Consider the following 12141-nt stretch of genomic DNA (forward strand, 5'->3'; position numbering starts at 1 on the left):
CCCGAGGCCATACGCAGACTTGGCGGGGTGGTTGGGGTGGCAGGCTGCCGAGGCGCCGGGTAGCAAGGCTAACCACAGCGGCCTCAGGAACCTAAATATTGCGCTTTAGCTCGAAATTCTTGCCCAGATACACGCGGCGCACGGTTTCGTCGGCGGCCAGCTCCTCGGCGGTGCCGGCTTTCAGCAGCTTGCCTTCGAAGAGCAGGTAGGCCCGGTCTACGATGCTGAGCGTGGAGTTCACGTCGTGGTCGGTGATGAGGATGCCGATGTTTTTGTGCTTGAGCTTGGCCACGATGCCCTGGATTTCCTCGGTGGCAATGGGGTCGACGCCGGCGAAGGGCTCATCCAGCAGCACGAACTTGGGGTTCACGGCCAGGGCGCGGGCAATTTCGGTGCGGCGTCGCTCTCCGCCGCTCAGCACACGGCCCAGGTTTTTGCGCACATGGGTAAGGCTGAACTCATGGAGCAGCTCCTCCACTTTATCGAGCTGGGCCTGGCGCGGCAAATCCGTCATTTCCAGCACCGACAGGATATTTTCCTCCACGCTCAAATCCCGAAACACCGAAGCCTCCTGCGCCAGGTAGCCCACGCCGCGCCGGGCCCGCTGAAACATGGGCATGGTGGTAATATCCTCCTCGTCGAGGAAGATGTGGCCCGAATTGGGCTTCACCATACCCACAATCATATAGAAGCAGGTGGTTTTGCCGGCCCCGTTTGGCCCCAGCAACCCCACGATTTCACCCTGCCCCACCGTCACGCTCATGTCGTTTACCACGGTGCGGGCTTTGTACTTCTTGATCAGATGTTCCGCTTTCAGAATCATAGGCCGCAAAGGTAGTTTCTTGTTTCTCGTTTATGGTTTCTTGTTACCTGCCTCAAGGCAGCGGGGTAGCCAAGCGGCAGCATTCGAAACTATAAATCAGAAACCTTACGCCCGGGGACGCAGAAGCTGGTCGTGGAGGGCGCGCTGGGCTTCCGTGAGGGTGGGCAGGGGCTCCAGCAGGTGCTTTACTTCGGCTTCCATGTCGCGGGGGGAGGCCTCAACCTGCTGCTGCGTGCTGCCGCGCCGGTACACGATGCGCACGGGCGTATCGGTGGCCGGCTCGATAAGAGGGCGCAGCAGCAGCTCGGCATTTTCCATCGTCACGGGCGTGCTGTTCACTTGCAGAATCACGTCGTCGTTCTGCAGGCTAAATACGTTGTTCTCGGCGCGCGTCTGGGCCAGAATGAAGCTTTGCTTGTCCTGGTCGTAGCGGAAGCCCAGCTCGCCGAAGGCCTTTACCACCACGTTGGCCTTGGGGGCGTAGCGCCAGCCTATCTTGGCCAGGTACTCAGTGAGCGGCAGTGGCTGGCTGCCCTGCACGTAGTCGGTGAAAAACTGCTGCAACTGCGGGTGCGTGAGCTGCACGATTTCGGGAATCAGCTGCTCGTCCTCGAAGGGCCGCTCGGGACCGTACTTCTGGCCCAGCTGCAGGAGCACGTCGCGCAAACTCAGGCGGCCCTGCGTAAGCTCCTGAATGCGGATATCGAGCAGAAAACCGATGAGGGCGCCCTTCTTGTACACGTTTTCATACATGTCCTTGTAGGGGTCCACCAGGATGTTGCGGCTCATCTCGGTGAAGGACACGGTACGGTACTTCTGCATGTCCTCAATCTTGTGCTTGATTTCCTTGCGGAAATCGTCTTCCTGGGTGAGGCCGCCCTGTAGCTGCACCAGTTGGGCGAAATACTCCGTGACGCCCTCGTACAGCCACAAATGCTGCGACATCTTGGGCGTGCGGAAGTCAAACTCCCCGATTTCGCGGCTGTGGATGTTGAGCGGGGTGAGAATGTGCAGAAATTCGTGCGAGGCTACCTCCCGCACCAGGGAGCGGATGCGCACGGCGTCCGCAATTTCGGGCAGGAAGTACACCGACGAATACGAGTGCTCCATGGCCCCGAACCCACCTGCCGGGTTTACCACGGGCGAGCTGAAGGCCGGGAAGTACATGATGAAGTGGTAGCGCGGTACCGGCATCCGCCCGAAGAACTTAGCCAGCGCCTCTGCCATCGGCCGCATGGCCTCGCTCACCTGCGCCGACTTTACCACCCCGTTTTCCGAAAACACCGACACGCTGATGCGCGCTCCGCCGGTAGTGAAGCTGGTGGTATCGGGGCGGCTGTACATCACCGGGGCGTCGGCCAGCTGCACGTAGCTGCCGGCCCGAAACACGTCCTGGGTAGCCGTAGGGCTTTGCTTGCCCAGAGACGTAGCCCCGTACAGCTCGGCGGGCTTGTTGATGGTTACCTCGTAGGGCTGCATCTTGTAGCCCTCCAGGTAGCCGTAGAGGCCGTAGTGGTTGAGTACGAAGTTGCGGCCCGCGTCGATGTTGGTGCCCCCGGGCTGAAACACGAAGTTCTTGTCCTTGGAGTCCCAGGTGTCGTCTACGAGGTACTCCAGCCGGTCAAGCTGCCGGGCTTTTTCGATAAGAAACAGGTTGTCGCCCTGGCGGATGGTTTTCAGCTTTTTGCCCTGGCTGTCGAAGGCCTGAAAATCGGTGATGAAGCGGCCGTAGTCCTTCTTGGAATAGGAGCCGGGCACCACGCTGGGCAGCACGTACGTAGCCTGATTTTCGCGCACGGCGGGCGGGCGCACCACCACCCGCACCCGGTCGTTCTGTACCTGCTGCAGGTCCACGGCGACGCGGTACGTGGCGGGAGAATTCTGGGCAAGCGTGGCGGTAGCGCAGGGCAGCAAGCCCAACAGCAGGTAAGCTGGTTTCATAAGGCAAGAAAACGGGCCACTCCGAAACGCAGCCAACCAACAAGATACAAGTATCTGCTTATACCTCCTACCCTATTGGCGGGCTCCGCCGAAGCTTTTTCTTTTCTCCGGTTCAGCCAGCGAGTCTGCAACCCTGGCGCCCGGCTACTCCCAGCGAATGTCTTTCAGACGCAGCTGCAGGGTTTTCACGCCCCGGTACTCGTTCAGCTCCACGGTGTAGCACACGCTGAAGGGCCGGCCCAGCAGAATTTCGGGCAGGTACTCACCCAGCCCAAACCCGATGGCGTCCACAGTGTGGTGGCCGTCCTGGGTGAGGGTGATTTTGAGGTGGGAGTTGCCCACAATGCGGGCCGAATCGGGCAGGGGCATACACGCTACGCGACTCGAATACCGGGTTGGAGTTACCGGGGCCGAAGGGCTCCATCTGGCTCAGCAGCTTATAGAAGCTAGGCGTAATGTCCGTCAGCTCCAACTGCCCGTCAATTTCCACCGGCGGAATCATCTGCTCATCGGTGATGCGCGAAGACACCACTTCCTCGAACCGGCGCTGGAACTCCGGCACGTTCTCCACGGGCAACGTGAGGCCGGCCGCGTACATGTGGCCGCCAAACTGCTCCAGCAGATCCGAGCACTCCAGAATGGCCTGGTGCACATCGAAGCCAATGACGGAGCGGGCCGAGCCGGTAGCTTTGCCGTTGCTCTGGGTGAGGATGATGGTAGGCCGGTAGTACTTATCTAGGCAGCGCGAAGCCACAATGCCGATGACGCCCTTGTGCCAGGTTTCGTTGTAGAGCACCGTGGACCGGGCGTTACGCAGGCCGGCATCGGCCTCAATCATTTCCAGGGCCTCCTTGGTGATGCGCGTATCGAAGCCGCGGCGCTCCTGGTTGGTTTTATCCACCACGCCAGCCTTTTCAATGGCTTCTTCCTTGGAGCCGGCCAGCAGCATGGCCACGGCCCGCTTGGCATCGCCCATCCGGCCGGCCGCGTTGATGCGCGGTGAAAACCCGAATACCAGAGAGCTGATGTTAAGCTGGGCGCCGGTTAGGCCTGCCAGTTCACGCAGGGCGTCGAGGCCGGGGCGCTGGGGGTGGTTGGCGTCGTTGAGCAAACGCAGGCCGTGGTAGGCCAGAATGCGGTTTTCGCCGCCGATGGGCACGATGTCAGCGGCAATGCTGACGGCCAGCAGATCCAGCAGCTCATAAAGCGGTGCCTCGTCCTGGCCCAGATGCTGGCACAGGGCCTGCATCAGCTTGAAGCCCACGCCGCAGCCCGACAGCTCCTTGAACGGATACGGGCAGTCGGCGCGCTTGGGGTCGAGCACGGCTACGGCCGCCGGCAGCTCGTCGCCGGGCAAGTGGTGGTCGCAGATGATGAAGTCGACGCCGCGCTGGGTGGCGTAAGTCACCATCTCCACCGATTTCACGCCGCAGTCGAGGGCAATGATGAGGGCGAAGCCGTGGTCGGCGGCATACTCGATACCAGTTTCTGAGATGCCGTAGCCCTCCTTGTAGCGGTCCGGAATGTAGTACTCTACCCGCTCCGGGCCAAAGAACTGGCAGAGGTAGGAGTAAACCACCGCCACGGAAGTGGTGCCATCCACGTCGTAGTCGCCGAATACCAGCACCTTTTCGCCGGTGTGCAGGGCCTGCAGCAGGCGCTCCACGGCCCGGTCCATGTCGCGCATCAGCAGCGGGTCGGGCAGAGAGTCCAGTGAAGGGCGAAAATAAGCGCGGGCCTCTTCAAAGGAGCACACCTGCCGCTGGCACAGCAGGGCAATAATGGCCTCGTTGACGCGCAACGCGTCGGCCAGTTGCCGGACCTTTTCGGGGTCGGGCGCGGGCTTCCGAATCCATCGTTTCTGCATAGGGGCGGGCAGCGTACCAGAAGGCGGCGCTATCTTCAAAAGTAAGAAGAAAAGCCCAGCCTTGCACGCCCCGTCCTGCATTCGTGCGGGCTGAACGCGTAATCTCACGCTGGCAGTCAGCGGCTTGCAGGCAGGCAGAATATTCACGCCTTTTACCCGAGAGGAGGGCTGTCATTCCTCGCTCCGCTCGGAATCTGAGGGATACTACTGCAGGAAGGCGCCGCTAAGCACCCAGATTCCTCGCTCCGCTCGGAATGACAGGAATTAATTTACCGCGTCGCCGCGGAGCTTACGAAACCGCTTGCGGGCTTCGGCCACGTAGATGCTGCCGGGGTATTTGGTGATGACGCGCTGGTAGAGCTCCTGGGCTTTTTCGCGGTCCTGGAGGTTTTCTTCCTGAATGCTGGCGGCCAGAAACAGGGCGTCGTCGCTGAGCACGTCGTACTTGGGGTTTTCGGTGATGCGGGCCAAGGTTTGCACGGCCCCGGCGTAGTCGCTGGTGCGGCGCTGGAGCTGGGCTTTCAGAAACCAGGCTTCATCCTGGAGGGCGTGGCCGGGGTATTTCAGCACTAGGGCATCGAGGCCGCGCATGGCTTCCGGCAGCTTGTTCTGGAATACCAACAGCTCGGTGGCGGCGTAGTCGCGCAGAGCCACGCCGGCCGTGTCCATAGCGGTGTTGTCCGTGATGAGCAGGCTGAGCTGCATGGCATCGTTGGCAATTTCGCGGCTGGTGGCTTCCTTCAGAATGTCGAGGTGTCCTTGGGCCAGCTTGAAGTCGCCGGCGAAGTAGCTGAGGCGGGCGTTGCGCAGCTTGGCATCGTAGCCCAGCGGAGAATCCTTGTGCGACTTTTCCACCTGTGAGTACAGCAGCGTGGCTTCCCAGGGCTCCGCACGCAGCAGGTACAGGTCGGCCAGGGTCAGCTTGGCGCGGTCTACGGTTTCGGGGTTGGCGCGGGGCTGACTGATGGCTTCCTGCAGCAGCGTCATGGCCTTGTCTTTCTCGCCCAGCTGAAAAGCGTGCAGCTCGGCCATGTTGCGCAGGATATCGGCCCGGTACGGCGAGGTAGCCCCGAACTCGGTGAGCAGCTGCTGGTACTCACCCAGCAGCGTGCGGATTTTGGCCGCATCCACCGGGAAGGTGTTGCGCACCTGCTCCTCGCGGGCCTGGAGCAGCAGCTGGCGCGCGATGCCGTAGAACTGCCCGCCCCGGTACTCGCGCACCACGTACTCGTAGCCCGCAATGGCGCTTTCATAGTCGTGGTTGCGCAGGGCAATGGCGGCCAGGTCCAACACGCGGCTGCCTTCGCTGCGGGTGCGCCGGTCGAGGGCGCGGGCCTGCACCAGCGCACCCGTAAAGTCCTTGCGCTGCACGTACAGCCACAGCAGCAGCTCACTGTAGCTGCCCTGCTCGGGGTGCTGCTGCACGCTGTTCAGCAGGAGTTTTTCCAGGGCATCGAAGTCTTTTTCTTCGCGCAGGCTGTTCTGAAGCATGTTGCGCACGAAGGGGAGCTGCCGCTCGTCCTGCTGCAGCAGGCGCAGGGTTTCAGCCAGCAGCCGCTCGGTGCCGGGCTGGCGGGTGTAGAGCTGAATAAGCTGCGGTGCATACTCAATGTCGTTGCGGGCCAGGGCGCGGCCGCGCAGGTACACTTTCTCGGCCCAGTCGAGCTGCTGGTGCTCCTGAAAGTCGGCGGCTACAGCCAGCACCTGGTCGGACTTCAGGCCCGAAACCACCCGCTCGTACTGCTTGGCGGCGCCGGCCTTGTCACCGCTGCTTTCCAGCACCCGGCCCAGCAGTATGCCCACGATGGGGTCTTCAGGACGGCGGCGCTGGGCTTTGCGGGCCAGCTTTTCGGCTTCCTTGAAATGGCGCATTTCCTGCATGGTGCGCAGATACTCGGGCAGCACGGTGCCGTTGAACTGTAGCTCGTCGGGCAGTTGGCCGAACAGCAGCTCGGCCTTGGCAAACTCGCCTTTGCGGGCGTACTCCCGGGCCAGAGCCAGGTCCTCGGCATCGGCCCCCGACTGAGCCAGGGCCGGGGCCACGCCCAGCAATGCCACCACCGCCACGCTGCCTACCACCCGGCCGAGCCGGCTCCAAACGTTCATACCCATATCTATCAGACGAAAAGCTGCCACCGAAGGCTGCCGCAGGCTACAACTTACGACTCGGTTAATTCATTTCATACCGGCGAAAAAACCAGAAACAGCCAACCGGAAGACCACAAAAAAGGGCCGCACCCCAAGGTACGGCCCTTTCAGCTTGCGCTGGCAACCGGCGGCTTAGAAGAAGCGCGGGCGGTTGTCTTCTACGCTGGCGTCTTTCTTCACGGCTTCGTAGATGGCGCCGTCGAGGCGGGAGGAGCGCTGCTGCACCAGCTGGCGCTTAATGGCCTGCACATCCACGGCAGCTTGCTCCTTGTTGATGTTTTCGAGCTGTACCACCAGCACACCCTGGTCGCCCTGGATGGGGGCCGACTTCTGGCCGGGCTTCAGGCCGAAAATTTTGCCCACGGCCACCGGCTCGTTGCCGATGCCGGGAATCATGCCGGCGCCCATGGCAATGTTCTGGGCCTGGTTTACCTGAGCACCATTGCCGTAAGCGGCGGCCAGCTGCTCCAGCGTGCCGGTTTTGCCTTGGAGCTTGGCCATAATCTGCTTGGCTTTCTCTTCGTTGCGCACCAGCGCGGTCAGCTCGGGCTTGATGCTGGCCACATCGGCAACGCCTTTCTCGCGGGCGCCGGTAACCACGGCCAGCACGTACTGGTCGCCGATTTCAAACACGTCCGAAACGTCGCCCACTTCGGTTTTCTTGCCGTTGTTGTAGTACGACCAGCGCACCAATTCGCGGGCACCTTGCAGGGTATTCACGGCTTGGGCGCCTTTGTCGAGGCCCTTGGCTTCCTGCTTCTGCAGCGTCTTGTCGGCGGCTACGGCAGCGCGGAACGACTCTAGGTCGGTGGCTTTGCCTTTCAGCTCCTGCGCCTTGGCATAAGCCATTTCGCGGGTGCTTTCGGAAGGGGCAATGCTTTTCTGCACGGCGGCCACCTGGTAGGTCTGGGTCGTTTTGGGGGCCGTTACTTTCAGGATGTGGTAGCCAAAGGAGGTTTCAACCAGGTTGGGCAGCAGGCCGGCCGAGGTAGCGCCAAATACGGCCTTCTCGAACTCGGGCACCATGCGGCCCTGCGTAAACCAGCCCAGGTCGCCGCCGGTAGCGGTGGTACCATCCGAGCCAAACTGACGAGCCATAGCGGCGAAGTCAGCTCCCCTTTGATTTTGTTGAGCAGGTCCTGCGCTTTGACTTTGGCCGCAGCTTTGGCTTCCGGCGTTTCGGCCGTGGGCTTGATGAGGATGTGGCTGGCGCGGGCGGCGGGCTGGGTGCCGGCTTTCTGACCGGTTACCTTAAACAGGCTGTAGGTCCCGTTTTCGGCGTAGGGGCCGTACACTTTGCCCACCGTGAGGGGGAAGTTCTGGCGCAGCTTCTCGGGCAGGTCAGCCGGCGAGAGGTAGCGGCCGTTGTAGGGAAACTCGGGGTCAGAATTCAGCTTTACGAACAGGGAGTCGTTCGGGGCCGAGGTAAACTGCTGGGCCAACTGGTTGATGGTGGTTTTCACCGCTGTGCTGTCTTCCACCGAGGCGGTTACCGGAATGGTCACGTACTCGATGTTGCGGCCTTCCTCTACCTTGTACTGGTCTTTGTGCGCGTCGAGGTAGGCTTGCAGCTGGGCGTCGCTCACCTTCACGGCCGAGTCCGAAATGGAGAAGTACGGCACCAGCAGGTAGCGGATGTTGGCGCGGGTGTTGATGTCCTCGGCGTAGCGCTTGGCCTCCGCCGTTGTCACGTAGGTTGAGAGCTTGATGAGGTTGTTGTACTTGTTGCCGAGGCGGTCGGGACCCAGGTTGGCTTCGAAGGAATACCACGCATCCTGCGCCTGGGGCGGCAGCTTGTCGAGGTTCTTCAGGTACTCAATCACGCGGGTGCGGTCAAACTGCCCGGTCTTGGGGTCGGTGAAAGCCTGACGGATGCTGGGGTGAATGTTCTTGCCCTGCACCATGTCGGTCAACTCATCGTCTGAAACCTTCAGGCCCAGCTTGTCGAACTCCTTCTGAAAGGCAATGCGGTAGAGAATCTTGTTCCAGGCCTGCTCGCGCAGGTAGCCCATCGTGTTTTCGTCGGGCTGGCGCTGGTTCTGGGAGATGAAGGCCTGCTTGGTTTCCTCCAGTACGCGCTGGTACTCGTCGTACTCCACTTTTTCGCCGGCCACTTCACCTACCACGGTTTTGTCTCCGTCAAACAGACGGTTGTTGCCCCCGATAAGGTCGCCACCAATGATAAAGAGCAGCATCCCGATGGCAACCGTGCCGACTGCCCAGCCCGATTTTTCCCGGATTGTGTTAATTAATGCCATTTATTTGAAAAAAAGCGCGGTATGAAAAGTGGAAAGAGGCGCAAAATAACCAGAATCCCCCGGACATTCAAAGTACTGGCCCCCGCACCGGCAAGGTACGGGGGCCAGATGAAGTAAAAGCGTCAGCAGAACCTACTTGCGTTTGGCTTGCTTGGGGTTGGTATTGCCCCGACCCGGCTTGCGGGCGGCTACAGGTTTGGCGGGCTCCACCGGGGCCTGGCTGCGGCCCAGGTAGCGGTACAGCATCAGCAGGCTGAAGGAAGTCATAAACAGCCAGTAATTGTCGCGAAGGGCATTTTTGTCGTTCTGCAGCAGCGTTTGGTACGTGCCGATAACGAACGAGCACACGGCCAGCGAGAACAGTACGGTGCGGGCCAACGAACGGTCGAAGCGGATAGGCATGAGTAAATGATTTGCAGTTATTTAATTAAGTAACCAGCTTGTTTGTATTCTCTATTTTTGCTTTTTCTCCTCTGTTTTATCTATTAAAAAGCTGCCCGTAGGCTTAAGGATATGGTACCAGGAAAATTCCTGGTTGGCTTCCAGCCCGTAGCCCGTCCACACTTCGGTGTCGGTTTCAACCCGCACGGCGGTTTCCTTAGGCGTGTAGATCATGCCTTTCTGCTGATTGAAGAACAGCTCCTCGGTGTTGAGCTGCTGGTGCTTTTCGTCGTTGCGCACCTTCACATTGCCCCGCACGATGTACAGGTTCTGGGCCTTGTCGTACTTGCCGTAGTCGCCCTCCAGCGTGTTGATGACGCGCGTGCCATTATCACCGTAGAAAACAACCTTCATGCTTTTCGGAAACACCATGTCGCTGTTTTCAAACTGATGCTGCAACGGAGCAGTAAGCTTGATCTGCAGCTTGGCCGAGTCGCTGAACAGGATAAGCACGTTGGTACTTTCCGCAAGGGGACCTTTGTAGGTAACCGTTTTCTGTGTTTGGTCGGCCGGCTTGGTTTCGCACGCGGCTACCAACCCGATAAGGGTTAGGCTCAGGCCTATGCGGCGCCAGGTGGTACGACTGCTCATAGCGCGTTGCTACTCAAGACGACGCTTGATAAACCAGCGGTTGTTGAGCGAGAAGCCCAGTTGCGCCCGCACGTATTTTTCCTGAATGTTGCCGTTGGGCAGCTCACTGCTGGCGTCGGTGTTGCCGCGCATGCCCACGGCAAACGACAGGTTCACGCCCGCGGACTCCAGCGGCGAGGCCGTAGGTACGGGTAGCGTGAAGCCCCAGCTCAGCGCCCGGTCATAGAGCACCTGGCCGCCGGGGCGGTAGGGCATCTGCTCCACGCTCGCACCAAGGCGGTAGGTTATGCGCTTGAAGTAGCTGTCCACCGAGGCCGCGTCGGGCGTCCATTCACCGCCACTCGCCACCCGGAAGGTGTTATCGAGCTTGGTGGCATTGAAGGTGTTGAAGTTGGTAAAGTCTCCCCACTTCGTTTGCGCGGCATCCACCGAAACCGACCAGCTGCGGTTGTTGTCGAGCGAAAGGCCAAACTGCGCGGAGGATGGCAGCCTGGCGTAGCCCTCCCGACCCGTCAGCACCACGTTGGTTTCGATGACGCGGCCTTCAATGTCCTGCCGCTCCAGGGCCTGGTCGTGGGTGCCGTCGAGCTTGGAGGAAAAGCCGTAGGTACCACCCGCATTCAGGTTCAGTTTGTCGTTGAGCGGCACGCGGTAGTGCCCGCCCACCCGGAAGGTGAAATCGGAGTAGTACAGGTGGTCCCGTACCACCGTAGTGGAGGCATTTTCAACCCCCGTTTCTTCGGAGTACAAGGTTGACTTCGCGTCGTGGTCGATGCTGCCGAACGTGTAGCCAGCCGTGAAACCCAGCGACAAGTTCTTGGCTACGCGTATGCCCGTGGCTGCGTATACTTGGGTCAGGCCACCCTGACCTTCGTACTCTTTGAGGGAGCGCAGGCTTTCGTCGCCCACTACGGGTTCCGTCAGCTGGTTGGCATAATCAACGGACGTATAGGGCCGCAAGCCGATGGACACAGCCATGCGCTTGGAAATAGGTAACGCCAGCGCCAGATACGAGAGGTTAGCACTGCCGTCTTTCTGCGAGGCCTGCTGGTTGCTGATTTCCTTGTACTGCCCCGTTACCCCGATTTCGAAGGTAGTGCGTGAGGTGTAGTACAGCAGCGCCGGGTTCAGGTCGTTGATGTGCTGCCCATCAGGCGCCGACAGGCCAGCGCCCCCCATACCCTGCTGCCGGATGCCGCCCGCCGTAGCCGATGCGTCACCCAGGCCCAGGCGCGAATAAGGAGAGTTGCCGAGACCCTGACCATAGGTGCGGGAGGAAACGAAACCGCCCAATAGCGCCAGACCCAATAAGCCGGCGAATGATTTAGTTGACATTATGCACCAGAATTCGGTGAAGCCCGAGCAGAATCAGCTCAGGTACTACAAAGATGTGGCCTTTCAGCCGCGGTTCAAAGAAAGGCGCGTCGCCCCCGGTCAGCACCACGGCTAGTTCCGGGTACAACTCCCGGTACTCGGCTATGAGGCCGTTCACCTCGGCTGCCGCTCCGTTGAGCACCCCGCTTGCTATGGCGCTGGGCGTATCGTTGCCCGTGAGCGGCACGGGCGCTTGCACATCGGACGGCACAGCCAGCAACGGCAAGCGCCCGGTAAAGGTATGCAAGGCCTGGAAACGCAGCCGCAAGCCCGGTGCAATGCTGCCGCCCCGGAACGTAAGCCCTGCTTCCACAAAGTCACACTTAATGGCCGTACCAGCATCCACAATGAGCACGTTGCGACCAGGAAAGCACCCAGCGGCCCCCACGGCGGCGGCCAGCCGGTCGGCGCCAAGGGTGTGCGGGGTAGCGTAACCGTTCTGCAACGGCACGGGCGTGGCAGCCGGGTCGAGCCCTACTACCACGCCCTGCGTAAGCGGCTGCAACCTGGCTACCCACTCCTGTACCGGCTGGGCTGCCACCGTGGCCACAATGGTGTGGCGCGGTTGCAGCCGCGCGGCCGTGGCCAGCACCTGCTCCAGTGTAAGCCCCGCCGCCTGCTCTACCAGCTCTCCATCAACAAAGCACCCCAGCTTGCTGGAGGTATTGCCAATGTCGAGGGTGAGGTAGCTCATGCGC

General features: G+C 60.8%; 8 protein-coding genes and 2 pseudogenes. All 10 read right to left on the minus strand.

Going from position 1 to position 12141, the window contains the following annotated elements; genetic code table 11:
- Positions 1 to 91 precede the first annotated feature (91 nt).
- The 10 genes and pseudogenes from lptB to LRS06_RS09940 all read right to left on the minus strand — a co-directional run bounded on the left by lptB (position 92) and on the right by LRS06_RS09940 (position 12137).
- Positions 92 to 823, minus strand: coding sequence for an LPS export ABC transporter ATP-binding protein (lptB, locus tag LRS06_RS09895; protein ID WP_196955532.1), 732 nt, complete (start codon positions 821 to 823; stop codon positions 92 to 94).
- A 105-nt stretch (positions 824 to 928) separates the two neighbouring features.
- Complete coding sequence (locus LRS06_RS09900; protein ID WP_257871341.1) at positions 929 to 2764, minus strand: peptidase M61; 1836 nt, start codon at positions 2762 to 2764, stop codon at positions 929 to 931.
- 144 nt (positions 2765 to 2908) lie between these two features.
- Positions 2909 to 4631: pseudogene (gene recJ, locus LRS06_RS09905) on the minus strand (single-stranded-DNA-specific exonuclease RecJ).
- 264 nt (positions 4632 to 4895) lie between these two features.
- The gene (locus tag LRS06_RS09910; protein WP_257871342.1) at positions 4896 to 6743 is read right to left on the minus strand and encodes a tetratricopeptide repeat protein; all 1848 of its coding nucleotides are present in this window, start codon (positions 6741 to 6743) and stop codon (positions 4896 to 4898) included.
- A 168-nt stretch (positions 6744 to 6911) separates the two neighbouring features.
- The gene (locus LRS06_RS09915; RefSeq protein WP_374679442.1) at positions 6912 to 7628 is read right to left on the minus strand and encodes a peptidyl-prolyl cis-trans isomerase; all 717 of its coding nucleotides are present in this window, start codon (positions 7626 to 7628) and stop codon (positions 6912 to 6914) included.
- 129 nt (positions 7629 to 7757) lie between these two features.
- Positions 7758 to 9037: pseudogene (locus LRS06_RS25535) on the minus strand (peptidylprolyl isomerase); the annotation flags it as partial.
- Positions 9038 to 9169: 132 nt separating this feature from the next.
- On the minus strand, positions 9170 to 9439 hold the full coding sequence (locus LRS06_RS09925; RefSeq protein ID WP_257871344.1) for a hypothetical protein: 270 nt from the start codon (positions 9437 to 9439) through the stop codon (positions 9170 to 9172).
- 51 nt (positions 9440 to 9490) lie between these two features.
- Positions 9491 to 10069: an LPS export ABC transporter periplasmic protein LptC gene (lptC, locus tag LRS06_RS09930; protein ID WP_257871345.1), complete on the minus strand. Its 579-nt coding sequence runs from the start codon at positions 10067 to 10069 to the stop codon at positions 9491 to 9493.
- 9 nt (positions 10070 to 10078) lie between these two features.
- Complete coding sequence (locus LRS06_RS09935) at positions 10079 to 11404, minus strand: hypothetical protein (protein WP_257871346.1); 1326 nt, start codon at positions 11402 to 11404, stop codon at positions 10079 to 10081.
- Positions 11394 to 12137, minus strand: coding sequence for a type III pantothenate kinase (locus LRS06_RS09940; RefSeq protein ID WP_257871347.1), 744 nt, complete (start codon positions 12135 to 12137; stop codon positions 11394 to 11396). The genes LRS06_RS09935 and LRS06_RS09940 overlap by 11 nt, the downstream gene beginning before the upstream one ends.
- Positions 12138 to 12141 lie beyond the last annotated feature (4 nt).

Source organism: Hymenobacter sp. J193, assembly GCF_024700075.1.
Lineage (GTDB): Bacteria > Bacteroidota > Bacteroidia > Cytophagales > Hymenobacteraceae > Hymenobacter.